The sequence below is a fragment of the Rhizobium sp. YTUHZ044 genome (genome assembly GCF_051123975.1).
Taxonomy (GTDB): Bacteria; Pseudomonadota; Alphaproteobacteria; order Rhizobiales; family Rhizobiaceae; genus Rhizobium.
Window position 1 is genome coordinate 2,019,238 of record NZ_CP101426.1, and the last position, 26,615, is coordinate 2,045,852.

The 26,615-nt window shown below is 61.4% G+C and carries 30 protein-coding genes and 1 tRNA gene; 18 read left to right on the forward strand and 13 right to left on the reverse strand.

Annotation, left to right across the window (positions count from 1 at the left end):
- The first annotated feature begins 40 nt into the window (after positions 1-40).
- The 5 genes from NL154_RS10055 to NL154_RS10075 all read left to right on the forward strand — a co-directional run bounded on the left by NL154_RS10055 (position 41) and on the right by NL154_RS10075 (position 5,263).
- Positions 41-652, forward strand: a complete 612-nt coding sequence (locus tag NL154_RS10055; protein WP_210631233.1) for a PilZ domain-containing protein — start codon at positions 41-43, stop codon at positions 650-652.
- 952 nt (positions 653-1,604) lie between these two features.
- Positions 1,605-2,210 carry a transglutaminase-like cysteine peptidase gene (locus NL154_RS10060; protein WP_434733985.1) on the forward strand — a complete coding sequence of 202 codons (606 nt, stop codon included), beginning with the start codon at positions 1,605-1,607 and terminating at the stop codon, positions 2,208-2,210.
- Positions 2,211-2,423: 213 nt separating this feature from the next.
- Positions 2,424-3,209, forward strand: coding sequence for a hypothetical protein (locus NL154_RS10065; RefSeq protein ID WP_210631231.1), 786 nt, complete (start codon positions 2,424-2,426; stop codon positions 3,207-3,209).
- A gap of 139 nt (positions 3,210-3,348) precedes the next feature.
- On the forward strand, positions 3,349-4,875 hold the full coding sequence (locus NL154_RS10070; protein ID WP_434733986.1) for a serine hydrolase: 1,527 nt from the start codon (positions 3,349-3,351) through the stop codon (positions 4,873-4,875).
- A gap of 112 nt (positions 4,876-4,987) precedes the next feature.
- Positions 4,988-5,263, forward strand: a complete 276-nt coding sequence (locus NL154_RS10075) for a hypothetical protein (RefSeq protein ID WP_434733987.1) — start codon at positions 4,988-4,990, stop codon at positions 5,261-5,263.
- A gap of 44 nt (positions 5,264-5,307) precedes the next feature.
- On the opposite strand, the gene NL154_RS10080 is transcribed toward NL154_RS10075, so the two are convergent.
- On the reverse strand, positions 5,308-5,745 hold the full coding sequence (locus NL154_RS10080; RefSeq protein ID WP_210631228.1) for a DUF1489 family protein: 438 nt from the start codon (positions 5,743-5,745) through the stop codon (positions 5,308-5,310).
- Positions 5,746-5,805: 60 nt separating this feature from the next.
- Positions 5,806-7,209 carry an L-serine ammonia-lyase gene (locus tag NL154_RS10085; protein WP_210631227.1) on the reverse strand — a complete coding sequence of 468 codons (1,404 nt, stop codon included), beginning with the start codon at positions 7,207-7,209 and terminating at the stop codon, positions 5,806-5,808.
- Between the two features lie 402 nt (positions 7,210-7,611).
- Here NL154_RS10085 and NL154_RS10090 point away from each other — a divergent pair, with 402 nt between their 5' ends.
- Positions 7,612-8,376 (forward strand): DUF599 domain-containing protein, encoded by a 765-nt coding sequence (locus NL154_RS10090; protein WP_210631226.1) that lies wholly within the window; start codon positions 7,612-7,614, stop codon positions 8,374-8,376.
- A complete protein-coding gene (locus NL154_RS10095) occupies positions 8,376-9,365 on the forward strand; it encodes a heparan-alpha-glucosaminide N-acetyltransferase (RefSeq protein WP_434733988.1) in 990 nt (329 codons plus the stop codon). Before NL154_RS10090 ends, NL154_RS10095 begins: the two co-directional genes overlap by 1 nt.
- A gap of 28 nt (positions 9,366-9,393) precedes the next feature.
- Here the strand turns inward: NL154_RS10095 and NL154_RS10100 are convergent, their stop codons facing one another.
- A complete protein-coding gene (locus NL154_RS10100; protein WP_011425479.1) occupies positions 9,394-9,786 on the reverse strand; it encodes a MerR family transcriptional regulator in 393 nt (130 codons plus the stop codon).
- Between the two features lie 64 nt (positions 9,787-9,850).
- The gene (gene mgtE, locus NL154_RS10105) at positions 9,851-11,263 is read right to left on the reverse strand and encodes a magnesium transporter (RefSeq protein ID WP_064802760.1); all 1,413 of its coding nucleotides are present in this window, start codon (positions 11,261-11,263) and stop codon (positions 9,851-9,853) included.
- Between the two features lie 241 nt (positions 11,264-11,504).
- On the opposite strand from mgtE, the gene NL154_RS10110 reads away from it, so the two are divergent.
- From NL154_RS10110 to NL154_RS10120, 3 genes are all read left to right on the forward strand, one after another.
- Positions 11,505-11,999: a peptide deformylase gene (locus NL154_RS10110; RefSeq protein WP_221123572.1), complete on the forward strand. Its 495-nt coding sequence runs from the start codon at positions 11,505-11,507 to the stop codon at positions 11,997-11,999.
- Between the two features lie 71 nt (positions 12,000-12,070).
- On the forward strand, positions 12,071-12,583 hold the full coding sequence (locus tag NL154_RS10115; RefSeq protein ID WP_221147724.1) for a BON domain-containing protein: 513 nt from the start codon (positions 12,071-12,073) through the stop codon (positions 12,581-12,583).
- A 303-nt stretch (positions 12,584-12,886) separates the two neighbouring features.
- A complete protein-coding gene (locus NL154_RS10120; RefSeq protein ID WP_210631222.1) occupies positions 12,887-13,255 on the forward strand; it encodes a hypothetical protein in 369 nt (122 codons plus the stop codon).
- Between the two features lie 184 nt (positions 13,256-13,439).
- Here the strand turns inward: NL154_RS10120 and NL154_RS10125 are convergent.
- Together NL154_RS10125 and NL154_RS10130 are read right to left on the reverse strand one after the other, a co-directional pair.
- Positions 13,440-13,524, reverse strand: a tRNA-Leu gene (locus NL154_RS10125).
- Complete coding sequence (locus tag NL154_RS10130; protein ID WP_221147725.1) at positions 13,489-13,653, reverse strand: hypothetical protein; 165 nt, start codon at positions 13,651-13,653, stop codon at positions 13,489-13,491. Before NL154_RS10130 ends, NL154_RS10125 begins: the two co-directional genes overlap by 36 nt.
- Positions 13,654-13,706: 53 nt before the next feature.
- On the opposite strand from NL154_RS10130, the gene lipB reads away from it, so the two are divergent.
- From lipB to sugE, 8 genes are all read left to right on the forward strand, one after another.
- Entirely contained in the window at positions 13,707-14,426 is a 720-nt protein-coding gene (gene lipB / locus NL154_RS10135; protein ID WP_221123574.1) for a lipoyl(octanoyl) transferase LipB, read from the forward strand.
- Between the two features lie 80 nt (positions 14,427-14,506).
- Positions 14,507-15,427 carry a DMT family transporter gene (locus NL154_RS10140; RefSeq protein WP_210631219.1) on the forward strand — a complete coding sequence of 307 codons (921 nt, stop codon included), beginning with the start codon at positions 14,507-14,509 and terminating at the stop codon, positions 15,425-15,427.
- A 97-nt stretch (positions 15,428-15,524) separates the two neighbouring features.
- Entirely contained in the window at positions 15,525-16,229 is a 705-nt protein-coding gene (locus NL154_RS10145; RefSeq protein WP_434733989.1) for a hypothetical protein, read from the forward strand.
- Positions 16,230-16,336: 107 nt separating this feature from the next.
- The gene (locus NL154_RS10150) at positions 16,337-18,346 is read left to right on the forward strand and encodes an acetyl-CoA carboxylase biotin carboxylase subunit (protein WP_434733990.1); all 2,010 of its coding nucleotides are present in this window, start codon (positions 16,337-16,339) and stop codon (positions 18,344-18,346) included.
- 107 nt (positions 18,347-18,453) lie between these two features.
- Positions 18,454-19,581: an S-(hydroxymethyl)glutathione dehydrogenase/class III alcohol dehydrogenase gene (locus tag NL154_RS10155; RefSeq protein WP_210631732.1), complete on the forward strand. Its 1,128-nt coding sequence runs from the start codon at positions 18,454-18,456 to the stop codon at positions 19,579-19,581.
- Positions 19,581-20,054, forward strand: coding sequence for a GNAT family N-acetyltransferase (locus tag NL154_RS10160; protein ID WP_434733991.1), 474 nt, complete (start codon positions 19,581-19,583; stop codon positions 20,052-20,054). Before NL154_RS10155 ends, NL154_RS10160 begins: the two co-directional genes overlap by 1 nt.
- A gap of 10 nt (positions 20,055-20,064) precedes the next feature.
- The gene (locus tag NL154_RS10165) at positions 20,065-20,532 is read left to right on the forward strand and encodes a YaiI/YqxD family protein (protein ID WP_210631214.1); all 468 of its coding nucleotides are present in this window, start codon (positions 20,065-20,067) and stop codon (positions 20,530-20,532) included.
- Between the two features lie 165 nt (positions 20,533-20,697).
- The gene (sugE, locus tag NL154_RS10170; protein ID WP_434733992.1) at positions 20,698-21,012 is read left to right on the forward strand and encodes a quaternary ammonium compound efflux SMR transporter SugE; all 315 of its coding nucleotides are present in this window, start codon (positions 20,698-20,700) and stop codon (positions 21,010-21,012) included.
- 48 nt (positions 21,013-21,060) lie between these two features.
- Here the strand turns inward: sugE and NL154_RS10175 are convergent, their stop codons facing one another.
- The 7 genes from NL154_RS10175 to crcB form a co-directional block, all read right to left on the reverse strand.
- Positions 21,061-21,453 (reverse strand): DoxX family protein, encoded by a 393-nt coding sequence (locus NL154_RS10175; protein WP_210631212.1) that lies wholly within the window; start codon positions 21,451-21,453, stop codon positions 21,061-21,063.
- A gap of 118 nt (positions 21,454-21,571) precedes the next feature.
- Positions 21,572-23,104, reverse strand: a complete 1,533-nt coding sequence (locus NL154_RS10180; protein WP_210631211.1) for an acyl-CoA carboxylase subunit beta — start codon at positions 23,102-23,104, stop codon at positions 21,572-21,574.
- Positions 23,105-23,140: 36 nt separating this feature from the next.
- On the reverse strand, positions 23,141-23,599 hold the full coding sequence (locus NL154_RS10185; RefSeq protein ID WP_210631210.1) for a hypothetical protein: 459 nt from the start codon (positions 23,597-23,599) through the stop codon (positions 23,141-23,143).
- Positions 23,600-23,665: 66 nt separating this feature from the next.
- The gene (locus tag NL154_RS10190) at positions 23,666-24,451 is read right to left on the reverse strand and encodes an ATP12 family chaperone protein (RefSeq protein WP_210631209.1); all 786 of its coding nucleotides are present in this window, start codon (positions 24,449-24,451) and stop codon (positions 23,666-23,668) included.
- A gap of 9 nt (positions 24,452-24,460) precedes the next feature.
- On the reverse strand, positions 24,461-25,114 hold the full coding sequence (locus NL154_RS10195) for an HAD-IA family hydrolase (protein WP_434733993.1): 654 nt from the start codon (positions 25,112-25,114) through the stop codon (positions 24,461-24,463).
- Positions 25,111-26,109, reverse strand: a complete 999-nt coding sequence (locus NL154_RS10200; protein ID WP_210631207.1) for an RluA family pseudouridine synthase — start codon at positions 26,107-26,109, stop codon at positions 25,111-25,113. Before NL154_RS10200 ends, NL154_RS10195 begins: the two co-directional genes overlap by 4 nt.
- A gap of 87 nt (positions 26,110-26,196) precedes the next feature.
- Entirely contained in the window at positions 26,197-26,574 is a 378-nt protein-coding gene (gene crcB / locus NL154_RS10205; RefSeq protein ID WP_434733994.1) for a fluoride efflux transporter CrcB, read from the reverse strand.
- Between the last annotated feature and the right edge of the window lie 41 nt (positions 26,575-26,615).

Here is a 26,615-nt window from a genome sequence, read left to right on the forward strand (position 1 = left end):
TAAGGATTAATCTCTCCAGTTTTTATGAAGAAGCCCTTTGATGCACTCGTTCCAGCCAGCTCAGACGCAACGACCTGCGCCGCGCCCTGAACAAGGCGTTTTTCAGCGCGTGCCGATCAATATGCAGGGCCGGCTGATGCTTGCGAATTACGAGGAATTCGAATGCATGGTGATCGATATGTCGCCCGGCGATATGTACGTCACCTGCACCGGCCGGCCGCGCGCCAACGAACGCGTCGTCGCCTACATCGACCATCTCGGGCGCGTCGAAGGTTATGTCCAGACGCTCGACGGCCGCGGCTTTACCATGTCGATCAATGCCACCGAGCGCAAGCGCGAGAAGCTCGCTGCCCAGCTCACCTGGCTTGCCAACAAGCACGAGCTCGGCCTGCCGGAAGATCGTCGCCACGACCGTCTGACGCCGCGTGATACAAAGACCGAACTCACGCTCGAGGATGGCACGCGCTATACCTGCCGCATCATGGACCTGTCGCTGTCGGGCGCCGCCATCGATGTCGAGATGCGTCCCTCGATCGGAACGGCGGTGCGCCTCGGTAACATGCGCGGCCGCGTCGTGCGTCACTTCGTCGAAGGCGTGGCGATCGAATTCTTGTCGATCCAGTCCCGCGAGACACTGCGCGAATTCCTCTGACAGCCTAAAAATCACGATGCCCTGCGGCGGATCAATTCGTGGCCGATTGCTTCGAAAGCGCGTGCCAGGTCCGGGGCGCACCGGGTCGAGTCGTATTGAAAGCAGGAAGCACCACGGCAAGCGATCTGCAAGCGGCGGCAGATCCGGCTTTGGAAGGCTGGCGCGAAATCCTGTCGCAAGTCGTTCCAACCAGTAAATCAGGTAGAATTATGAGTGGAACAAGCTGCGACACCGATCGGGCGGAAGCGGCCGCGCGAAATTAGGCAGGATCTTGCATCGAGGAATTTCCGTCGGCCGTCCATCTTCCCTTCGTCATGAACATGATGGATAAGGTCCGCCTCGACCGCAGGTGCACCGATGCCAGCCCTCTACCCGGAAATCGAACCCTATGATCACGGCCTGCTCGATGCGGGTGACGGCAACCTGATCTATTGGGAAGCCTAAGGCAACCCGATGGGGCGGACGGCGCTCGTCCTGCACGGCGGGCCGGAAAGCGAGCTCGTAATCCTTCCGCACGCTTCCCATTCCACTGCAAACCCCGATATGAGTGCGGCAATCGTCGCCGCCACCGATCGATTTCGCGATTTTCCTCAAAAATAATTTTAATGCCGAACCCCGGAATCCGAGCGATATTCTGCTTTCGGCCCGTTCCAACCGGCCGATTCCACCGGCATCGCCACCGCAAGCATCCCGCCGCGGCGGCGCCGGCTTTTATCCGGCTCAGCGAAAACTCTTAACGACGCAACGGCAACGCAGGCTTTCCCTGGGCGAAGTCCTTGTCGCGTCCACTGCAATTTTAATCGATTTCGACACAAATACGCGCTGAATTTTATTCGCATTCGAGCCAAGTTTTATCGGCATTTGATTCAACTAAGCATTTAATTCTATTGCGTAATTTTGCGTGGGATAAAAACGTCCATGTCATTGTCGTCTCAACTTAGGGGAGACGGCAATGACAACTGCGAACATCCTGAAAGGCGGCCTTCTGGCCAGTGCGATCATGATGGCAATGGCGAGCTCGGGACATGCAACGCCCGCCAGCATGGCACTGGCGGGCAATGCCAGCCCGCCGATCGGACACTATGAATTCTGCAAGGCCAATCCGGCGGAATGCACCTATGCCGGCGGCGATGCCGGGCCGGCCGTCCTCACGGAGGATCGCTGGAAGGAAATTCTCAAAATCAACTACACGGTCAATTCGTCGATCCAGCCGGAGACGGACGAACAGATCTACGGTGTCGAGGAACGCTGGGCATATCCCACAACCGTCGGCGATTGCGAGGACTATGCCCTGCTGAAGCGCAAGATGCTGATCGAGGACGGCTTCTCGCCATCCGACACGCTGATCACCGTCGTGCTGCAGCCGAACGGCGAAGGTCATGCCGTGCTGACGGTCCGCACCGATCACGGCGACTTCATTCTCGACAACATGCGCAACAAGGTGCTGCTGTGGTCGGACACCGAATACACCTATCTGAAGCGCCAATCCGCAAGCGACCCGGCCCGCTGGTCGAAGCTTCAGGACGGCCGCGCTGTCGCGGTCGGCAGCGTCAGGTAAGCCAGCCCGCCGGCAAAGCCGGCACAGGTTTCGGCCCGGTCAGTCCCCGCATCCCGTCCCCGACCGGTGCCCAAGAGCCGTTCCCGCTGTCCCGGGAACGGCTCGCTCCTTTTTGGGACAAGGGTCCATCCCGGTGCGACCCAAATCTTAGCGAAGTATTAACCCTGCCGGTTCGATGATGGCGATCAGATTCATCATCGGCACCGGCGGTTCATGTTCTTCCTGCGGCGGACCGAAACGCGAAGAACCGCCATGAGCCAAGCCGCCCAAAGCGCACCCGACGAGCAGCCGCTTCTTTCCATGAGGTTTCTCCTGCGCACGATGGCGGTGATATCAGTCCTGGCGGTCCTGACCGTCGCCATCAGCATCGCCGGCCGCTGGTTCGGCCGGCACATCTCCCTTGCCGGCAATACCGACAGCACGACAGAAATCACGCTGACCATCGGCCGCGACACCGTGAAATTCCCCGAAAATACCATACGCTTCCCGAGCCAGAGGCATGACGGCGCCGCCGAACGCGTCGATCTCTACCTCGCCTGGCCCTCCATGCAGGGTTACGGCAAGGACAACCATCTGCGATTCGACGACATCGCCCAATCCTCCAGCCTCATCTTCCTGCAAATCACTCAGAGCACCATGTCGCGCGACATGTCCGGCCGGCTGGAGCCGATCTATTCGCATCTGATCGAAGGAGCAGCCGAGCCGTTCCGGGACGGATTGACCCTCCATCGACTTCGCGCCGACGCCGGTTATGGCGGAGAAGTGCTGCTCACGGCACCGGTCAAAGGCGGGCCGGACTACGTCGTGCGCTGCATATTGCCTTCAACTCAGGACAAGGCCGCAAGCGGAGATTGTCAGCGCGACATCAAGGTCGGCAAGGATCTCAGCGTCCTCTACCGCTTCTCCAGCAGCCATCTCGCCGACTGGGAACATATTGATGCCGCGATCCGCCTCTTTGTGGAGCCGCGTCTTGTGAACCGTTCTGTGACAGGTCCCTAAAATGCCGCCGGAGAAGGCATGAAACGATTCATCATAAACGGATTGGTAACGCTGAATCGGTAATTTCAAAAGACGAGCTGTGCGGCGGGGGTGTGCGGTTCCCGCCCAATATCTGAAATGCAAAGCGAAGAGTGGAATAGTGTCAAGGTCAGTCTCCTCCGTATCATCGTCCCGGTCCGGCAGCTTTTTCGCAAAGCTCCTGGCGATCCTTTCGATGGCTCTCACGGTCGTCCTGGTTGATTCGGTCAATGCCGACGCGGAGGCGGCCAATCCGAAATATGCGGGCATCGTCGTCGACGCCAAGACCGGCAACGTTCTCTACAGCGAGAATGCCGATCGGCTGCAATATCCCGCCTCGCTGACCAAGATGATGACCCTTTATATGACCTTCGAGGCCTTGGAGCAGGGTCGCATCCGCCTCGATACGCCGGTTCCCTTCTCCGCTCACGCGGCCGCCCAGGCGCCGACCAAGCTTGGCGTGCGCGCCGGCGGCTCCATCACCGTCGAGCAGGGCATCCTCGGTCTCGTCACCCTGTCGGCCAATGATGCAGCAACCGCGCTTGCCGAGATGCTCGGCGGCAGCGAAGACCGCTTCGCCCAGATGATGACTGCCAAGGCGCATGCACTCGGCATGACGCGCACCACCTATCGCAACGCCAATGGCCTGCCGAACACGGCGCAGATGACGACAGCGCGCGACCAGGCCCGCCTCGGCATCGCCCTTCGCCAGCATTTCCCGCAATATTACGGTTATTTCTCCACCCGCGCCTTCAAGTTCGGCACCCGCACGATCCGCAGCCACAACCGGCTGGTCGGCTCCGTGCGCGGCGTCGACGGTATCAAGACTGGTTATACGCGCGCCGCCGGCTTCAACCTGGTGAGTTCGGTACAGGTCGACGGCAAGTCGATCGTCAGCGTCGTGCTCGGCGGCACGTCCGGCCCGGCTCGCGATGCCCAGATGCGCAATCTGATCGCCACCTACCTGCCGAAGGCGTCGAGCCGCGGCGGAAATTCGGCGCTGGTGGCCCAGGCAGCCCCTGCCCCTGAAATGATCGAAACGCCCGCTCCGGTTCAGCCGCAGAAGGCCCGACAGCAGGTCGCCCCGGAACAGGTCGCAAAAACGATCACTGCGACGCAGCCGCCCATTTCTGCCGCTGCCGCCGATCTCAGCCTGCCGCATAAGGGCCCGCTGCCGGATGCCCGTTATCAGGTGGCCGAGGCCGAAGTCGCCTATACCGAAACATCGGCGCCGAAATCAGAGAACCCGCTGGTTGCCCAGACGATGCCGGCTGCGACCAAGGTCAAGACCACGAGCTTCAAGCAGCAGGCCCCGGTCGTCGCACCGGCTGCACAGGACAACGCCGCCGTCGACCACGTCACGACCGCTTCGACCAACGCCACCCCGGCAAGTGCCGCGCCTGCGGGCTGGGTCGTCCAGGTCGGCGTCTCGCCGAGCCGGCAGATGGCCATGGACCTCCTGGAGAGCGCGAAGAGCAAGGGCGGCAAGGCGTTGGCCTCGGCAAAGCCCTTCGCCGTCGCCTACGGCGCAGGCAACGACCAGGTCTACCGCGCCCGCTTCGGCGGCTTTGACGATCAGCGCGATGCGGTCAACGCCTGCAAGACCTTGAAGAAGGCCGGCATCAAGTGCTGGGCGGCAGCACAATGAGCTATTCGGTGCCGCCTGCGACAAGGCCGGCGGCATCTGGAACGGCCGGAATCGGTATTTGCGTTTCCGGCTATCGGTTTGAACTCGATCAGTAGTGCGTACGGGGAAAACTATGGCGATCAATGAGAATGTTCCGGGAATGCCAGGCGACCGCCGCGGCGGGGCCAAAGGGCGTTCATCCCTGCATCCGCTGCACGAAGCGGCGCTGCGACTTGCCGAAATCGGTCTGCAACGGCCGAGGGCGAAGTCTGCCAAGACCCGGGATCTCATCAATCTGCTGCTTTGCCATGGCGCCCGCGCCTGGCGCTATTCGCAGCCGGAAGCCCGCATTCATCTGCATGTGACGTCGCCGGACGGCAGCGCGCCGGTGCAACTGCGTCTGCACTGAAATCCGCATGCCGTCGTCCGAAACCGGTATCTTGGGCGATAGAATTAGAGCAGGCCGAGATCTGTCAGTTCGCGGCGCAGTTCCGCGGGCATTTCGGCGATCCCGGCGCCCAAGCTCGTCAGATCGGGCGGCACGTCATCCTGCGTGTAGTAGCGCCAGCCCTGAAAAGGCCGCTTCGGCTGCACCGCGGTTTCGATGACCTCCGGCCCGAGCATCAGACGGCAGCGTGAAATCCCTTCATCGTCTGTGAACGTCTCGATGTCGAGCAGCCTCTGCCTCGCCTGCACCTGCCCCTTGATCACCCAATAGAGCGAGCCGCCGTCAAGAAGCTCCTCCATGCGTTTGGGCACCATGCGCGTGGTGTGAACCGAATGCGGTTCGAGCCCGGCGGCAATCGCGCGCAGCGAGCGCTCCGCCACCCATTCGCGCAGGTCCTCGATCGAGTCGGCGCCGACACAGAGTTTGATGAGATGCAATGCCATGCCGCCGTTCAAATCCTTTTGGCGGCGGGCGTCAAGTGTGAAGCGAAGGAGTCCGCACGCTCAGCATTCGACGACGTTGACAGCCAGGCCGCCGGTCGAGGTTTCCTTGTATTTCTCGCTCATGTCGTGGCCAGTCTGGCGCATCGTCTCGATACAGGCATCGAGCGGCACGAAATGCTGACCATCACCTTTGACGGCGAGCGAAGCCGCGGTGACGGCTTTGACGGCGCCGAGCGCATTGCGCTCGATACAGGGAACCTGCACGAGGCCTGCGACAGGATCGCAGGTCATGCCGAGATGATGTTCGAGCGCGATCTCGGCGGCATTCTCGATCTGCTCCGGCGTGCCGCCCATTACGGCTGCAAGGCCTGCAGCCGCCATCGCCGCGGCCGAGCCGACCTCGCCCTGACAGCCGACCTCGGCGCCAGAGATCGACGCATTGTGCTTGATGATGCCGCCGATCGCCGCTGCCGTCAGCAGGTAGTCGCGGATGCCGTTCTGGTCCCAGTCCTCGTGGAAATGCTCATAATAACGGATCGTTGCCGGAATGACGCCCGCCGCGCCATTGGTCGGCGCGGTGACGACGCGCCCGCCGGCGGCATTCTCCTCGTTGACGGCCATCGCATAGACGCTGAGCCAATCATTGGCAAGCAGCGGATTGACGCGATTGCTACGCCACTCCTCCTGCAGCTTGTCGTGAATGCGGCGGGCGCGGCGCTTGACGTTAAGGCCGCCGGGCATGACGCCCTCGACCTTGAGGCCGCGCTCGATGCAGGAGCGCATCGCTTCCCAGATGCGGTCGAGCCCCTGATCGAGCTCCTCTTGGCTGCGCTGGCTCTCCTCGTTCGCCCGCTTCATCTGCGCGATCGAAAGCCCGGAGCGCTCCGCCATCTCCAGCATCTGTTTGGCGGTCGAGAAGGGATAGGGGACGCGCACGCCGCCCGTGGCATTCTTCTTCGCCCGCATCTGTTCCAGCTCGGTGTCGGTAACGACGAAGCCGCCGCCAACCGAATAATAGATGCGCTTGAGGAGCAGCCGGCCGTCCTTGTCAAACGCCGAAAAGATCATGCCGTTGGCATGGCCCGGCAGCGGCTGTTTCTTGTCGAAGATCAGGTCGGTCTTCGGCTGGAACTGGTAGGCCGGATGGTCTGCAGGGGTGATGCGTCCGGTGCGCTCGACGGTATCGATGATGCCGTCCATCCTGTCGGGATCGACACTGTCCGGCGCCTCACCCATCAGTCCGAGAATGACGGCCCTGCCCGTTCCATGGCCGATTCCGGTATGAGCGAGCGAACCATGCAGGCTGACCTTGATCGCGGCGACCTGCGCGCCCGATGAAGGGCGTGGCCATTCATTCGACAGGATCAGATCGAGAAACCGGTTGGCAGCCGACATCGGACCCATGGTGTGCGAGCTCGACGGCCCGACACCGATCTTGAACACGTCGAATACCGAAAGAAACATGGATGCGCCTTTTGAATATGAAGTTGTAAGCTTAAGCAAGGTCGGTTTCGAACCCGCGCGGGCCACCGACATCGCCTGCAGCCGATGCGACATTCCCGGGACCATACACCCGGAGTGCGATGCCGAAAAGCGGCAGTAGTTTCGGACAGTATCATGCGCTAACTATTTAATTTGGAACAGGATTCAAAGCTCGAGCCGAGCCGGCCCGAAATAGTCCTGTTTCAGCGCATCGGCCGGAATATCAGAATCGCTTTTCGGAAAGTACGATGTATCGATACAGAGCGTTGCAGCGTGCTTTCGGACACGCCAGGCGCCGAAATCCGGCGGCCCGGCCTTCCGGTCATTGCAGCATTTCGATGCATATGTAAGGTGGCCGCACTTCATGCGGAGACTGAATCACTGATGACGACGGCGGACTACATTGCTCTGGCCTTCTTTGCCTGTGTCTGGATGGGCTATTCCTGGCTGCTCAAGGGCCGCACCTTCTTCGGCCGCACCAGTCTGACGCATGCGATGACCGAACGGCGCCGCGAGTGGATCTACAATTCGCTACGCCGCGACCTGAAGATGATCGACACACAGATCATGGCCGGCTTGCAGAACGGCACGGCCTTTTTCGCCTCGACCTCGATCTTCGCGATCGGCAGCTGCTTCGCGCTGCTCGGCGCAACCGAGAAGGTCGACGCCGTCTTTGCCGACCTGCCCTTCGTGCTCCATGGCGGCCATGCCGCCTTCGAGATGAAGGTCGGCGGACTGGCGGCGCTTTTCGGCTATGCCTTCTTCAAGTTCGGCTGGTCCTATCGGCTGTTCAATTACTGCACCATCCTTTTCGGCTCCATCCCGATGATGCGCGATGCCGAGAGCGACATCATCGCCGCCGAGCGGGCCGCCGAGCGCGTCATCCGCATGAATGTCATCGCCGGCAGCAATTTCAACGAGGGTCTCAGGGCAATCTTCCTGTCGATCGGCTATCTCGGCTGGTTCATCAATCCTTACGTCTTCATGCTGACGACGGCGACCGTCATCTTCGTGCTGACCCGGCGACAGTTCTTTTCGGAGGCGCGGCTGGCGATCATGGATGCAGGCCCGCCATCAAATCTCCACCTTTCTGCTATTCGCCGCGACACGCCGTCGAACGACGGAAATGATTCGACCAGGGGACTTTGATGACCATGCCGGCAATGCACGCCGATGCGGTGGCAAAACCGCCGCGCATCGGTCTATTGGATACGGCGCGCGGCGTCGCGCTGATCGCCATGGCGAGCTACCATTTCACCTGGGACATGGAGTTCATGGCCTATCTGGCGCCGGGCACGGCCGAGACCGGCTGGCTGAAGATCTATGCCCGGGCGATCGCCACGACCTTTCTCTTCATCGTCGGCGTCAGCTTGGTGCTCTCCAGCACGCCGACGATTCGCTGGCCGTCCTTCTGGAAACGTTTCGGCATGATAGCTGGGGCCGCCGCGGTCATCTCGGTCGCCACCCGCATTGCAATCCCGGACACCTGGATCTATTTCGGCATCCTGCATTGCATCGCGGTACTCACGCTCATCGGCATCGTTTTTGTCAGATTGCCGCTCGCCTTGACGCTCCTCGTCACCGTCGCGCTCCTTGGCGCCTGGATCCTCGACAACTTCGGCACACCGGGCCTGCTCCGCTCATCCTTCTTCGATCCGAGATATCTCGCCTGGATCGGGCTTGCCGAAACGCCGCAACGCTCCAACGATTACGTCCCACTGTTTCCTTGGGCTACGCCGTTTTTCGTTGGCTTGAGCATCGCCTTGATCGCCATCAGAACCAGGCTGCCGCATCGGCTCGCGGCCATCAGCACAGGCTCCTGGTGGCCGGCGAAGCTTGGCCGCCACAGCCTTGCCTTCTACCTCATTCATCAGCCGGTGCTGATCGCGATCGCTTACGGACTTTCCATTGTCGTCCCGCCGCCGCAGCCGGATCCGGTCGAAACTTACCTTAGGCAATGCAACTCCGCTTGCGTCATGCAGCAAGGCGAAGCGCTCTGCCGCAGCTTTTGCCAGTGCACGCTCGACAGATTGCAGGCCCAGGCGCTGCTGATACCGCTTCAGGCCGGCAAGATCGATCTTCAAAACGATGAGCGGGTCCAGACGATCGCCAGCGAATGCAGTGCCGAGGCGCAATAAAGGACCGGCAAACGTTTTGCGGCAAGTCTCAGGTGGTAACGCCGATTTCGGCGAGGCGGCCGAGGCAGGCCTCTTCGATATTGTCGAGCTCCGTCAGCGTGTCGTCTATGTCCTTACGCTTCTGGCGCAGGTCCTCACGCTTCTCGTCGACGCGCTTCATCAGAAGCTTCAGCTGGCCGAGCTCGCCGGGCGGCTCCTTATAGACCTGAATGATCTCGCGGATTTCCGCGATGGTGAAGCCGATCCGCCGTCCGCGCAGGATTTCTCCAATGAGCCGTCGGTCCGCCGGCCGGAAGAGACGCGTGCGCCCTCGCCGCTCCGGATGGATCAGTCCCTCGTCTTCGTAGAAGCGGAGCGTGCGCGTCGAGACACCGAATTCGCGCGTCAGCTCCGTTATGCTATAATATTTGTTCACAGGCATGTGTTCCCCGTCGTCGAACCGGCAATAATATTGACTTTTACGTAATAGTCAATTTCGGCGCCCGTCAGATGCCGAACCACCAAGTGGCGATGCCGAGAAAAGCGAAGAAGCCGGTACAGTCGGTCACCGTCGTCACGAACACCGACGAGGCAATCGCCGGGTCCGCTCCCACCTTGTCGAGCAGCAGCGGCAGCAGGATGCCGGCAAGCGCGGCCGCCATCAGATTGATGATCATCGCCGCCGCGATCACCCCGCCGAGCTGATAGTCGTGAAACCAGATACCGGCGATCGCGCCCATGATCGTCGCAAAGACGGCGCCGTTGAGAATGCCGACGCCGGCCTCCCTGCGGATGATGCGGCCGGCATTGTAGATGTCGAGATCGCGGGTGGCGAGCGCACGCACGGTCACCGTCATCGTCTGCGTGCCGGCATTGCCGCCCATCGAGGCGACGATCGGCATCAGCACCGCCAGCGCGATCATTTTCTCGATCGAGGCGTCGAACAGGCCGATGACGCTCGCCGACAGCATCGCCGTGCCGAGATTGATCAGAAGCCAAAGGAAACGCGATCGCGCCGTCGAGATCACGTTGTCCGACAGTTCTTCATCGCCGACGCCGCCGAGGCGCTTGATGTCCTCGTCCGCCTCTTCGTGGATGACGTCGACGACGTCGTCGATCGTCAGCACGCCGACTAGCCGGCCGTTCTCGTCGACGACGGCAGCCGAGAGCAGGTCATATTGTTCGAAGAGCTGGGCGGCCTCCTCCTGATCCATCTCGGCGGGAACCGGATGGTTGGTCTCCCGCATGATCTGCTCGATTTTCGTCTGCCGCTTGGTGCGCAGGATCTGGTCGAGATCGACGGCGCCGAGCAGCTTGAAGGTCGGATCGATGACGAAGATCTGCGAGAAGGAATAGGGCAGATCCTCCTCGTCGCGCATGTAGTCGATCGTCTGCCCTACCGTCCAGAATGGCGGTACGGCGACGAACTCGGTCTGCATGCGGCGGCCGGCCGAGCTTTCGGGATAGTCGAGCGCCCGGCGCAGCCGCACCCGCTCGGTAAACGGCATCTGGGCGAGGATTTCTTCCCGGTCCTCCTTGTCGAGGTCTTCGAGAATGTAAACGGCGTCATCCGAATCGAGCTCGCCGATCGCCGCTGCGATCTGTTCGTTCGGCATTTGGTCGACGATCTCGCGGCGGATCGCCTCGTCGACCTCGGTCAGCGCCGTCATGTCGAAATCTTCGCCGAGCAGGCGCACAAGCGCCAGGCGCTGATCCGGCTGGATGGATTCGAGCAGGTCGCCTATTTCGGATTCATGCAGGCGGGCGACATTCCCACGCAGGAACAGCGTATCACGATCGGCGATCGCCGCACCAACGAGCGCCAGGAAATCGCCGCGGACATTGCCGTCCTCGTCGTAGATATCCGCTTCCTCGTCATCGCGCCGGCGGATGCGGTCTTCCCCATCGGTCGTGGTCATCTGCCGCCCTCGCACCTGGTTCGAATTTCAACGATTACCGCATCGCATTCGCAAATGTCGGCCGAAAACACATTGTCAACAAGCGGATAAGCGAATCCCGCGCGAAGCGCCCGCAGCCGGAATTCTTGGCCCCTGCTAGCTCAAAGCATCCTTGTCGTAAAGCGCCAACCGTGCTTCGTGATGACAATGTCTGCGGCCGGCGATAGTTTCCCCGCCGCTCAAACAGAGGGGAGCCTGCCTCATGCCCATCCGTCCGATCCTGCGCTATCCGCATCCGGGCCTGAAGACCGTCTGCGAACCGGTGACGGTCTTCGATACGTCGCTGGCAGCGCTCGCCGACGACCTGCTGGCGACGATGCGCGCAGCCCCCGGCGTCGGCATCACCGCCGCCCATGTCGGCGTCTTCCTCCGTGTGACAGTGCTGGAGCTCGACCGGGCCGACAGTGCGCGCCTCTACGTCAATCCGCAGATTACCTGGAGGTCGCAGGAGACGATGAACCATGCCGAGGGTAGCGTCTCCATGCCCGGCGCGACCGAAGAGCTCACGCGCCCACGGGCGATCCGCTTTCGCTATCAGGATCCCGGCGGCGTCGTGCACGAGGAGACCGCCGAAGGTTTCCTCGCCATCTGCGTCCAGCACGAGGTGGACCAGCTCGACGGTATCTTCTGGCTGCAGCGGCTTTCGCGGCTGAAACGCGAACGCCTCGTCAAAAAATGGGAGAAAACCCAAGGCTGACAAATCGCACCGCCACACCGAACCATTCGCCCCTGTCGGCGTTGTCACGAGAGAAACTAGGAGCGACTATAATGGCAAGGATCGGTGACAAGACCCCGATTTCACGCGAGGCCCCCGAGCTTTCCCGTGAAGAAGATTATCGCGACCTCGAGGAACGCAATCTCGATGATGGCTGGCCTTATGCCGATGGCACCGCTGCCAGCGACCCGGCAAACCGTCCCTATGGCGAGACTGCGGCAAATTTCGACAGCGATCCCAACACAGGGTTCCGAGTCGATGGCACAGACCGAGACGGCAACGAGAACCGCCTGAAGGATTCATTGCGCGCCGGTATGATCGATCGCGATGAAAGCGACGAGCTCGAGGCGCGGGTGAACGACGCTCTCGAAAACATTCCCGAGGTCGATATCAACAGTATCGAGGTTCATGCGGACGGTCACGTCATCACTCTCGAAGGCTCGGTCGAGACGATCGGCATTGCGCGCAAGGTCGAGCTCGGCGCGCTTTCGGTCGACGGCGTCCACCATGTTCGCAATAAGCTGCAGCTGACCGGGGTTGACGCGCATATCCCGAACGAGGACTGATCTGTGACGCCCATGGTTATCATTGAACGGAGGCGGCGTCGCCTCCCGTCCGGTCTTACCTCACATTACCAAAAGTTAACAATTTGCGATTGCAGCATGAGCAGGCAGTCTGCCGTCCATTTGGTCCGGTGGCTGCCGTAACGGAAGCGTCACGGTCATTGACAACACCGTGATTTCATTTGAAGAAAAGGCAGTGAATCGGCCAACTTCCGTTCACAATATTGCCGCAATTGGCGCGCGAAATCCTAGCTGCCGGGGATGGTTTATGTTGTTGAATGCAACAACAGATTGAGGAGAAGTACCATGCGCATCAGATTTGCCCTCGCCGCGTCCCTGTTTGCCGTCAGCCTTGCCGGCGCTGCCTTCGCTCAGCCGACTTATTCCGATGATTATACCAACGACAGCGATGGCTTTGCGCCCTCAAAGATGGCGCAGCCTGCCCCCGTGCACTATGGCAACAACCACAAGGCTCCGGCCTATTCCAGCGACTACACCAATGACAGCGACGGCTTCGCCCCGGTTGCCATGACGAACCCGGCGATCGACAAGACCGCGACCGCAAGCATCAAGACCCTGCCCCCGTGCCACAGCATGATCGGCCCGAGCGGCTCCCATACCAAAGGTGCCGACAGCGGCGCCTCGCGCACCGAAGCCTGCCGCGCAACGCATTGATCGGCCACAACAGACGATCGGGACGAAAGGGCCGCAGTCGGCCCTTTTTTCTGTTCAGCTGTCCGGTGCCGTGGCCGGGGACGCGCTGATTTCCTGCGTCGCGGCACTCTCGCGTATATCTGGGAAAATCAAGACATAAAAAAACCTCGTGGAACCAAATGGTCACGAGGGTTTTTTAATAATCTGGTGCGGTCGAGAAGACTCGAACTTCCACGGGTTGCCCCACAGCGACCTCAACGCTGCGCGTCTACCAATTCCGCCACGACCGCATCGTGGTAGATGCCGATTTGCGTCGGCGGGGCAGCATGTAGCAAAAGCATTTGGGGTGCACAAGGGCGATATGACAGTTTTTTTGAAAACCTTTCACGGCATTTGAATTGGCCGGAAAACGGGTCCATATAGGTCTCCTGCCGCCCCTATTTCGTCAGGCATTTGGGACAGGCGGCAAGGAATGGCCATGCTTCGCACCGATCTCGAATTCTCCATGCTCCCGAAACTCGGCACCCGGCCGGTGCGCTGGCGCATCGCCGATGAACTCGTTGCCTATGAGGCGGCGGTGGCGACGATGGAGCGCGAGGTGGCGGCGATCGGAGAAGGCGGCGACGAGCTTGTCTGGCTCGTCGAGCATCCACCGCTCTATACCGCCGGCACCAGCGCCAATGCGGGCGACCTCGTCCAGCCGGACCGCTTTCCGGTCTTTGCGACGGGACGCGGCGGTGAATATACCTATCACGGACCCGGTCAGCGCGTCGCCTACGTCATGCTCGACCTGAAGCGCAGGCGCCAGGACGTGCGCGCCTTCGTCGCCGCTCTCGAGGAGGTCGTCATCCTCACGCTCGACATGATGAACGTGCGCGGCGAGCGGCGCGAGGATCGTGTCGGCGTCTGGGTCCGCCGCCCGGAAAAGCCGTTGCTGCCGGACGGCACGATGGCTGAAGACAAGATTGCCGCCCTCGGCATCCGGCTGCGCAAATGGGTGACCTTCCACGGCCTGTCGCTCAACGTCGATCCCGATCTTGATCATTTCAGCGGCATCGTGCCCTGCGGGATATCGGCCTATGGCGTCACCAGCCTCGTCGATCTCGGCCTTCCCGTCATGATGGCGGATGTCGACATCCGGCTGCGGGCCGCTTTCGAGACGGTTTTTGGTGAAACGGCGAATGATCTCTGACCGCTTGAGCGGTTTCACGGGCTTGATTTGTCCGGCTTTCCCGTGATTGATGGGCGCTGTTCCCACAAGAATCGGCAGCCATGTCAAAGCCCCCTGAAAATTCCCTGCAGGGCATGGCCATCATGTCCGGCGCCATGTTCATCCTGCCGGTCATGGATGCCATCGCCAAATACATGGCGACCTTCGAATCGATGTCGCCGGCTCAGGTCACCTTCTACCGCTTCTTCTTCCAGATCGCCTGCACCCTGCCGATTCTCTTTGCCATTTTTGGACGCGAGGCGCTTTCCGCCAAGCGGCCGTGGATGAATCTGCTGCGCGGCGTACTGCACGGGGCTGCGAGCCTGCTGTTCTTCGTCGCCGTCAAATACATGCCGCTTGCCGACGTCTTCGCCATCTATTTCGTCGAGCCCTTCATGCTGACCGCCATGTCGGCCCTGTTTCTCGGAGAGAAGGTCGGCTGGCGGCGCTGGATGGCAATCGTCGTCGGTTTCGGCGGCGCGATGATCGTCATCCAGCCGAGTTACGAGATTTTCGGCCTGAAGGCGCTGCTGCCGGTAGCCTGCGCCTTTCTCTTCTCGCTCTATCTTTTCCTCAATCGCGCGATCGGCGAGGCTGATTCACCGCTCACCATGCAGACGATGGCCGGCATCGGCGGAACGATCTTCATGGCGGCCGCCCTTCTCGTCGGCAGCAGCGCCGGTAATGGGGACTTCGCCATTTCCCTGCCCTCCTCCGGCCTCGGCCTTGCGCTGCTTGTCGCCCTCGGCTCGATCTCAGGATATGCGCATATGTTGGTGGTGCGGGCTTTCCGGCTTGCACCGCTGTCGCTGCTTGCCCCGTTCCAATATTTCGAGATCATCTCGGCCACTGTGCTCGGCTATGCGCTGTTCAATGATTTCCCGAATTTCTCCAAATGGATCGGCATTTTTATCATCGTGGCATCCGGCCTCTTCATCATCTGGCGAGAGCGGCTGCAGGCGCGATCGCTAAAATCTTCGTGATTGGCGCAGCAGGCGGTTAACTCCCCTTCTTGAGGGATCGTCAATTCCCGACCGCTAAAACTGTTTCCGGCTTCATGACGAAGCCTGGAGTTAAAACATGAGCGAATTCCGTCTCGCTTTTCCGGCCTGTGTCGTGGCCGGTAAGCATCGGCTGACGGCCGAAGATATCGTGCTGCTGCGCAAACATGCTTTCCCCGAGGGGATCCGGACGTCTCAGGATGTCGTTGCAATGTTGGCGCTCAACAATTCCTGTCCCGAAAAATGTGCCGAGTGGAACGCTTTCTTTGTGGAGCAGATCGCCGGTTTTATCGTCCATTACACCTATCCGCAGGGCTCGCTTGATGAAATCAACGTTGCCTGGATCATGCGCATGTTCGCGACCAACGGCGTCGTCAACTCGGCGCTGGAGCTCGAGCTCATTCTCCACGTCATGGAGATTTCGACCGATGTCCCGGGTGAATTGAGAGCGCTTGCCCTCGACCAGCTTCGCCTGGCGATCACCGACGGCATCGGCGGCTATAATCTGTCGCGCGCCGTCGACCGCAAGAACATCACGCGCCAGGACGTCGATTTTGCGATGCGCATCTTCAGAGGCATCGCCGCAGGCGGCGTCATCGCCGTGTCGCCGGCTGAATATGGCGTCCTCAATCAGATCGAGCAGGCAACGCTGCCGGGCGCCAACCATCCGCACTGGGCTGGGATCATGGCCTCCGTCACGCTGCGCGATCGCCCGGAACCGCGGCGCAGCCGCTGGCTGCGCATCGTCGATGAGGAATCCGTTGCGGAAGCCGCCGTCGCCTGACATTCGGCGGCTTAGCCCCACATCTCCCGCGTGCCGGCCCCAAGCCGATTGTGCGTTCCGGTATTTTATGCGTAAAACTCCGGAACGCATTTCTGGGTGGAGTCTCGATGTTCAAGAAAATCCTGATCGCGAATCGCGGCGAGATTGCCTGCCGCGTGATCAAGACCGCGCGCCGCATGGGCATTTCGACCGTTGCGGTCTATTCGGACGCGGATCGGGACGCGCTGCATGTCGAAATGGCCGACGAGGCCATCCATATCGGCCCCGCCGCAGCGTCGGAAAGCTATCTGGTCGCCGAGAAGATCACCGCCGCCTGCAAGGCGACCGGCGCCGAAGCGGTGCATCCGGGTTACGGCTTTCTGTCCGAACGCGCCTCTTTCTGCGCCGAGTTGGAAAAGCAGGGCATCGTCTTCATCGGCCCGAAGCCGAAGGCCATCATGGCGATGGGCGACAAGATCGAATCGAAGAAGTTCGCCAATGCGGCCGGCGTCTCTACCGTGCCCGGCCATCTCGGCATCATCGAGAACGCCGCGCATGCGGAAACGATCGCTGGCGGGATCGGCTATCCGGTCATGATCAAGGCGTCTGCCGGTGGCGGCGGCAAGGGCATGCGCATTGCCTGGAACGAAGCCGAGGTGCGCGACGGCTTCGAGCGCGCCCGCTCGGAGGCGAAGAGTTCCTTCGGCGACGACCGCGTTTTCATCGAGAAGTTCATCGTCGAGCCGCGCCATATCGAGATCCAGGTGCTGGCGGATGCGCATGGCAACGTCGTCTATCTCGGCGAGCGGGAATGCTCGATCCAGCGGCGGAACCAGAAAGTCGCGGAAGAGGCACCCTCACCTTTCCTCGACGAAAAGACCCGCAAGGCCATGGGCGAACAATCGGTGGCGCTGGCGAAGGCCGTCGACTACCAGAGCGCCGGCACGGTCGAATTCATCGTCGACCGCGACCGCAATTTCTATTTCCTCGAAATGAACACCCGCCTGCAGGTCGAACATCCCGTGACCGAACTCGTCACCGGCATTGATCTCGTCGAGCAGATGATCCGCATCGCGGCGGGAGAGCCGCTCGGCTTCGGCCAGGAGGCTGTCAGGCTCGATGGCTGGGCGATCGAAAGCCGGCTCTATGCTGAAGATCCATACCGCAACTTTCTGCCTTCGATCGGCCGACTGACGCGCTACCGCCCGCCGGCGGAAGGCAAGACCGGCAACATTGTCGTTCGCAACGATACCGGCGTTTTCGAGGGCGCCGAGATCTCGATGTATTACGATCCGATGATCGCCAAGCTCTGCACCTGGGCGCCGACGCGCAGTGAAGCGATCGAGGCCATGGGCCAGGCGCTGGACGGCTTTGTCGTCGACGGCATCGAACACAATGTTCCCTTCCTGTCGGCGCTAATGAAACATCCGCGCTGGCGCGAGGGCCGGCTTTCCACCGGCTTTATTGCCGAGGAATATCCTGACGGTTTCGCGCCGATGAAGCCGGACCGGCAGGAGGAAGCCACACTTGCCGCAATCGCGCTGTCTGCCTCGCTTATCGAAGCGAACCGCCGCGACCGTTTCGCCGATCGCCTGCGCACCGCATCGGCCACACTGCCGGAGCATTGGGTGGTCAAAACAGGAGGCAGCTACGTCGCTGTCAGAGTGCTCGATGGCCTCGTCACCATTCCCTTCGATATGGAGATGGAATTCGAGGGTGAAAGCCGGAGCATTGTCACCGATTGGAGACCGGGTGATCCGGTCTGGAGCGGCAAGGTCGGCGACAAGGATATTGCCGCGCAAATCCGTCCCGCCCTCAACGGCGTGCGCATCGACTGGCAGGGACTGTCGGTGACCGCCAAAGTCTTTTCGCCGCGCCACGCGGAACTCGACAGGCTGATGCCGGTGAAGCTGCCGCCCGACACCTCAAGGCTCCTGCTCTGCCCGATGCCCGGCCTCGTCGTGTCTATAGCGGTCGCCGAGGGCCAGGAGGTCAAGGCCGGTGAAACGCTTGCGATCGTCGAGGCGATGAAGATGGAAAACGTCCTGCGCGCCGAACGCGATCTTGTCGTTTCGAAGATCAACGCCGCTCCCGGTGAAAGCCTAGCCGTCGATGCCGTGATCATGGAATTCGCCTGAAGGAACACGGCAGCGGCGGCAGCAGTGCCGATCGGCGTTTTCTCTTGAGCCCGGCTTGCCTGACATGCCAAGGTTCGTCTGATAATGTTACAAGGGAGATTGGGAAGATGGACGTTCGCGCCGCCGTTGCCGTTCAGGCTGGAAAACCGCTCGAAGTGATGACCGTGCAGCTCGACGGCCCGAAGGCCGGCGAAGTGCTGGTGGAAGTCAAGGCGACCGGCATCTGCCACACCGATGATTTCACCCTGTCGGGCGCCGATCCGGAAGGCCTGTTTCCGGCCATCCTCGGCCATGAGGGCGCCGGCATCGTCGTCGATGTCGGCCCGGGTGTGACCTCGGTGAAGAAGGGCGATCACGTCATCCCGCTTTATACACCGGAATGCCGCGAGTGTTATTCCTGCACGTCGCGCAAGACCAATCTCTGCACTTCGATTCGATCAACCCAGGGTCAGGGCGTGATGCCTGACGGCACCTCGCGCTTTTCGATCGGCAAGGACAAGATCCACCACTATATGGGCTGCTCGACCTTCGCCAACTACACGGTGCTGCCCGAGATCGCGCTCGCCAAGATCAATCCCGACGCGCCCTTCGACAAGGTCTGCTACATCGGCTGCGGCGTCACCACAGGCATCGGCGCCGTCATCAACACCGCCAAGGTCGAGATCGGATCGACGGCGATCGTCTTCGGTCTCGGCGGCATCGGCCTCAACGTGCTGCAGGGGCTGCGGCTTGCCGGCGCCGACATGATCATCGGCGTCGATATCAACCCGGATCGCAAGGCCTGGGGCGAGAAGTTCGGCATGACGCATTTCGTCAATCCGAAGGAGGTCGGCGACGACATCGTTCCCCATCTGGTCAACATGACCAAGCGCAACGGCGACCTGATCGGCGGCGCCGACTACACCTTCGACTGCACCGGCAATACCAAGGTGATGCGCCAGGCGCTGGAAGCTTCGCATCGCGGCTGGGGCAAATCGGTCATCATCGGCGTTGCCGGCGCCGGCCAGGAAATCTCGACGCGGCCATTCCAGCTGGTGACCGGCCGCAACTGGATGGGCACCGCCTTCGGCGGCGCGCGCGGCCGCACCGACGTGCCGAAGATCGTCGACTGGTACATGCAGGGCAAGATCCAGATCGATCCGATGATCACCCACACGATGCCGCTCGAAGACATCAACAAGGGCTTCGACTTGATGCACAAGGGCGAAAGCATCCGCGGCGTGGTGGTGTACTGATGGCGGCAGCCAACTACCGGGTCGATCTCAGGCATTTCGATGAGCTCCCCGCGCGGGAGCTCTACGACCTCCTTCGAATGCGGGTCGATGTCTTCGTCGTCGAGCAGAACTGTCCCTATCCGGAACTCGACGGCAAGGACATCGATGCTCTGCATCTGCGACTGCTGGAGGGCGGTGACCTCCTGGCGGCGGCGCGGATCCTGAAACCACATGAGCCACAGGAGCCGTCAAAGATCGGCCGCGTCGTCGTCTCGCCTGCCCATCGCGGCAAACGTCTGGGCGATGCATTGATGCGCGAATCGATCACCGCCTGTGAGCGGCTTTATCCGGCAAATCCGATCGCCTTGTCGGCGCAGGCCCATCTGCGCCGCTTCTATGAATCCTTCGGCTTTGTCGGGACGTCACAGGAATATCTGGAAGACGGCATTCCCCATGTCGATATGGTCAGACAGCCTGCCATTCATCTGGCATGAGGATACCGCCATGATCTATGTCGACGCCGATGCCTGCCCGGTGAAGCCGGAAATCCTGAAGGTTGCCGAACGCCACGGCCTCGAAGTTACCTTCGTCGCCAATTCCGGCCTGCGCCCGTCCCGCGATCCCATGATCCACAACGTCATCGTTTCCAACGCCTTCGATGCCGCCGATAACTGGATCGCCGAGCGCGCAGGCGCGGGCGACGTCGTCGTTACTGCCGACGTGCCGCTGGCCGTACGCTGCGTCGCGACCGGCGCTTTCGTCAGCGGCCCGACCGGACGTGTCTTCGATGAAACCAATATCGGCATGGCGAGCGCCATGCGCGATCTTGGTGCGCATCTGCGCGAAACCGGGGAAAGCAAAGGTTACAACGCCGCCTTCAGCCCGAAAGACCGCTCGCGATTCCTCGAGACCTTCGATCGCCTCTGCCGCCGCGCCAAGAACCTTTCCAGCGAGGCCGGCGGCCGGCCATGATCTCCTCCGCAGGCCGGCAAGAAACGGGTGGCATGGCAGCCATGCCCATTCCTACCTTGAAGACGGCCGTTCCCTCACTGATATAGGCACTATCGCAGACGACTGCGGCGTCCAGAGGATGCAACCGTCGCGGGGACGGCCTCGCTCTTGAACAAGGAGAGGCGTATGGCCTGGTTTCTGCTTTTTCTCGCCGGTCTTTTCGAATGTGGCTGGGCGATCGGCCTTAAATACACCGAGGGTTTCACGCGGCCGCTGCCGACGGCGCTGACCGTCATTTCAATGGTGGTGAGCGTCGTCCTGCTTGGCCTGGCGGTGAGGTATCTGCCGATCGGCACCGCCTATGCGGTCTGGACCGGCATCGGCACGGTCGGCACCGTGCTCCTCGGCATTTGGCTGCTTGGTGATGAGGCAAGTGTCTCCCGTCTCGCCTGCATCGCGCTGATCGTCACCGGCATCGCCGGCCTCAAGCTCACCGCCTGATTCCGAAATGCTGCGGGGCGCCGAAACGCCCCGCAGTCATTGTCCGTTTCAAGCCATCTTGCGGTTATCGACCGCAAAAGCGCCGGGACCGGAGAAAAACAGGTAGAGGAAGACGAAGCAGAACAAGATCGCGGCGTCGCCCTGGTTGAGGGCCGGGAAGAAGCTGTTCGGGGCATGCGCCATGAAATAAGCGACCGCCATTTGGCCGGCCAGCAGGAAGGCGACCGGACGCGTCAGCAGGCCGACCAGAATGAGGAGACCGCCGACAAGCTCCAGAAGAGCCGCGAAAAGCATCAATGGCGGCAGCGGGCCTGGCATCTGCGCAGCCGGAAAGGCGAAAAGCTTCATCGTGCCATGCTCGATGAACAACAGTGCAGTGATGATTCTGAGAGCGGCCAGCCCATAGGGGCGATAGGCGGAAAGACGCTCGAAAGTTGACATTAAACCTCTCCATTAAAGAAATTGCAGCCGAGCGTTAGCCCGTCCCCGGCCGCGATTGAACACACGGATCGCTGACGGCCGTTCACTTTTTCGACAGCAGGCAACACGCGGCCGGATATCAGAGCGGGATATTGTCGTGTTTTTTCCAGGGATTGGCGAGATCCTTGTTGCGCAGCATCTTCAGACCGCGCGCCAGCCGCCGCCGGGTCGAATGCGGCATGATCACCTCGTCGATATAACCGCGCTCGGCAGCGACGAAGGGCGACAGGAACCTGTCCTCGTACATTTTCGTATGGGCGGCGATCTTCTCCGGATCGGCAATATCCTTGCGGAAGATGATCTCGACCGCGCCCTTGGCGCCCATCACGGCGATCTGCGCCGTCGGCCAGGCATAATTCAAATCGCCGCGCAGATGTTTAGACGCCATCACGTCATAGGCACCGCCAAAGGCCTTGCGGGTGATGACGGTGAGCTTCGGCACCGTTGCTTCCGCATAGGCGAAGAGCAGCTTGGCGCCATGCTTGATCAGGCCGCCATATTCCTGCGCCGTGCCCGGCAGAAAGCCCGGCACGTCGACGAACGTGACGATCGGAATATTGAAGCAGTCGCAGAAGCGCACGAAACGCGCCGCCTTGCGCGAGGCATCGCTGTCGAGCACGCCGGCCAGCACCATCGGCTGGTTGGCGACGAAACCGACGGTAGAGCCTTCGACGCGGCCGAAGCCGCAGACGATGTTTTTGGCGAAGCTCTCCTGGATCTCGAAGAAATCCCCCTCGTCCGCCACCTTCCGGATCAGCTCCTTGATATCATAGGGCTTGTTGGCGCTCGCCGGCACCAGCGTGTCGAGCGACGCATCGGTCTCGGTCACTGACTGGTAACATTCGATCTCAGGCACCGGCGACGTGTTCGAAAGCGGCAGGAAATCGATCAGCCGGCGCACCTGCAACAGCGTATCGACATCATTCTCATAGGCGCCGTCGGCAATCGACGAGCGCACCGTATGCACCACGGCGCCGCCGAGTTCTTCAGCCGTAACCGTCTCGTTGGTCACCGTTTTCACCACGTCGGGGCCGGTGACGAACATGTAGGAGGTATCGCGCACCATGAAGATGAAATCGGTCATGGCGGGCGAATAGACGTCGCCGCCGGCGCAGGGGCCCATGATCACGGAAATCTGCGGAATGACGCCCGAGGCAAGCACATTGCGCTGGAAGACTTCGGCATAACCACCAAGCGCGGCCACTCCTTCCTGGATGCGCGCGCCGCCGGCATCGTAGATGCCGACGATTGGCGCGCGGTTCTTCAGCGCCATGTCCTGCACCTTCATGATCTTCTCTGCATGCGCCTCCGAAAGCGAGCCGCCGAAGACGGTGAAGTCCTTGGCGAAGACGAAAACCGTGCGGCCGCTGACCGTGCCCCAGCCGGTAACGACGCCGTCGCCGGCGATACGGCTCTTATCCATGCCGAAATCAGTGGAGCGGTGCTCCACGAACATGTCGAACTCTTCGAAGGAGCCCTCGTCGAGGAAGAGGTCGATGCGCTCGCGCGCCGTCAGCTTGCCGCGCTTGTGCTGAGCATCGATGCGCTCCTTGCCGCCGCCTAGGCGGGCGATGCCGCGGCGGCGTTCCAGTTCTTCGAGAATTTCCTTCATGCGATCTCCCCTCGCCGCTCTCGCGGCCGATATGCGCTAGCGGCTGCGTCCGCTAAGCGAGAAAACCGAGCGAATCCGTGCAGCGACGTCCTCGGCGATGATGTCGTCGGCAAGTTTCGGATCGGCGGCGATACTGGTCACATCGAAGGCGCTGACGGCAATCACCGAGCCATCCTCGACCGAAGCCGCGTCGACGCTGATTTTGGCGACGTTGCGATCCTTTTGGAAACCGAGTCCCTTCTGGATCGAGACCACGCGGATCGTCAGCACCACCCGCGGCAGCACGGTGTCGCGCATCGTTGCATTGATCGCGGCATTGACGCGGTCGTTGATCCCGGCAAGCAGCTCGGCCGGGATGTTCGGGCCGGAAAGAACGACGGCGCTGCGCACATCATAGAGCGGCGCCTTCGGCTTGTTGGCCGAGAGGCTGCCGCAGGCCGTCAGCGCGATACAGACGAGCACGGTCCGGCAAAAACACGACCTCAGCCAATCCATCGCAAAATCCCGCACCACCCGTTGGAGTCGCAGATTTCGCCATAATGTCTGAGAAGGCAATATGTTTCAGGCGCTTAGGGCGAAAAAAACGTCCGCTGCCGCTTTGAACTCGGCAAAGCGCTTGGCCCGCCGCTCTTCGGCTTCCTCGTCGCGCCCCCAATGCTCGATCGTCCAGTCCTCATCGAGATGCGCAAGCGACCATGTCTCCTCCACCGTCACCCGGCCCTCGGCCAAGGCAACCGCCAGGATCGCCGAGCCGGTCAGCGTCGTGATCGTATGGAGGGCGGCGAGCGCCATCGCACTCTGATGCCGCGCCAGCGTCACGGCGAAGGCAGCGGTCGCCTCACGCGGCTGTTCGTGATGCATTAACCCCTCGACGAGAATGAAACGGGCACCGAGATCGCTGGCCGCCCAGTCGATGATCGGGTCCCAACGTTCCCTCTGGCGCTCGACCAGCAGCTCCGGCCCGTCGGCGCGGTAGCAGATGAGGTCGCTCGAGGAAAAGCGGAGAATGTCTTCGAAGATCGCCTGCGTATTGGTTGTCACACCATCCAGCGCGGTGTTGACCAGCCGGGTCACCGGCATAGTGACCGGATCGATTTCCTCGCCCTGCCCACGCCATTCGGCGGCGACAAGTTGTGCGAGCGCCTCTGTGGGAACGGCAAGAACCTGCCGTGCCGGCGTGCGCACCGACTTGCCGTCGAGCATGATTGCGAAACTGCCCTCGTGCTCGGCGACCGCCACGTCGGTGTAGAAACGCTTCGGCAGCGGCTTTTTCGTCTGGATCTGGGCTCGACGGATGGGATCGGGATGGCTCAGTCCCTCGGACAGATCGTTCAGCAGATCGCGCATGGGCTCACCTCAGGAAAAATGGCGCAATATCTCGTTCGGATGGTAGGCGATCGCATCGGCGCCGTTGGCGATCAGCTCATCCACGCTGGCATAACCCCAGGCAACACCGATCGCTTTTGCGCCGGCAGCCTTTGCCATCTGCATATCGTAAACCGCGTCGCCAATGACAATGGTATCGGCGGCATTCATCCCGGTTTCGTCGCAGCATTCCGTCACCATGGCCGGATGCGGCTTGGAGGGGCAGTCGTCGGCGGTGCGCGCAACGACAAAATGCTTGTCGAAGCCGTGCGTCTCCATCACCAGCTTCAGCCCGCGCCGGGATTTGCCGGTCACCGCCCCGATCAGCAGATCCTCGCGGCCGCTGATCGCATCGATCATCTCGCGAATGCCGGCAAACAGCGGCTCTCTGTGGTCGAGATCCCTACGCACGATCGTAAACAGCGATTTATAATGCGCCGTCATGTCGATGTCTTCCTGCTCGACATGCGGCCTGCCCTGCATGCGGGCGATCGCGATATCCAGCGACAGGCCGATAATGGCCTTGGTGTCGTCAAATCGAGGTTCCGCCTTGCCGAACTTCGCGAAGGTGCGGCGCATCGTTTCGTGGATCAGCTCGGCACTGTCGACCAATGTGCCGTCGCAATCAAAAAGCGCAAGTTTCATGCTTCGTCGTCCAGGATGGGAGCCGAATTTTCATCGAAGCCGAGCAAATTCCAGCTCTGCACCATATGCGGCGGCAAAGGCGCGGTGACGCGCAGCCGGCCGCCGGAGGGATGCGGAATGTCGATATGGCGGGCGTGCAGATGCAGCCGCTTCTGGATACCGCCGGGAAAATCCCAGTTCGGATCATCGTCGAAATATTTGGGATCGCCGATGATCGGATGGCCGATGTGCAAAGCGTGAACACGAAGCTGGTGTGTGCGCCCCGTATAGGGCTCCATCTCCAGCCAGGCGAGACGTTGCGCCGCCGTCTCGACGATGCGGTAATAGGACACGGCATGATCGGCGCCCTCTTCGCCATGCTTGGCGATGCGCATGCGGTCGCCATCAGCCGTCGGCTCCTTGACGAGCCAAGTCGAAATCTTGTCCTCACGCTTGCGCGGCACGCCTTTCACCAGAGACCAATAGGTCTTCTTCGTATCGCGCTCGCGGAAGGCGGCCGTCAGCTTCTGTGCCGCGCCCCGGGTGCGGGCGATGACGAGCACGCCTGACGTGTCGCGGTCGAGGCGGTGAACGAGGCGCGGCTTCTCGCCCTTCGGGCTGGTCCAGGCCTCGAGCATCTGGTCGATATGCCTGGCGACACCGGAACCGCCCTGCACGGCAAGGCCGGCCGGTTTGTTGAGGACGATCACCTTGTCGTCCTCATGCAGCACCATGCGTGACAGGAGGTCGAAATCCGTGGAATGTTTGAGATCCTTGCCGGCGATCGGCCCGGTTTTCAGCCTGGCGTCGACATCGAGTGGCGGCACGCGCACCGTCTGACCGGGCTGCACGCGTGCATCCGATTTCACGCGTCCGCCGTCCACGCGTATCTGGCCGGAGCGCAGCAGCTTCTGCAGCGGCCCGAAGCCCAGCCCGGGAAAATGCACCTTGAACCAGCGATCGAGCCGCATGCCCGCCTCGTCAGGTTCAACCTTTATATGTTCTATGCCAGCCATGAATAGTCTTTCGGAAATTGCAGCGCGGGCCAAGCCGGCGTTCTTGCCGCAGCCTTAGAGCATTTTCATGCAAAACGGAAACCGGAATCAGACCAAAGTGCGCATGATGGCGAGGCCCGCGAACACTGCCGCCATCGAAAGGCCGACGCTGGCTGCTATGTAGAGGCCGCCGGCGACAGCCTCGCCGCGCTCGAAGAGCGAGATGGCATCGAGCGAGAAGGCCGAGAAGGTGGTGAAGCCGCCTAGAAAACCGGTGATCAACAGCAGGCGCAGTTCCACCGATGCGTTGAACTTCCGCGCGACCAGTTCGGCAAAGACACCAATGACGAAGCAGCCGACGACATTGACCGCGAGAGTGCCCCAGGGAAAGGCCGGCCCCAGGAGCCTCAGCGCCCATTGACCGACAAAATATCTGAGGACGGAACCGATGGCGCCACCGACGGCGACGAGGAGAGCCTGGATCATGGGCGGAATATCCGAGTTTGAGAACGCAGCCGATCGTGACG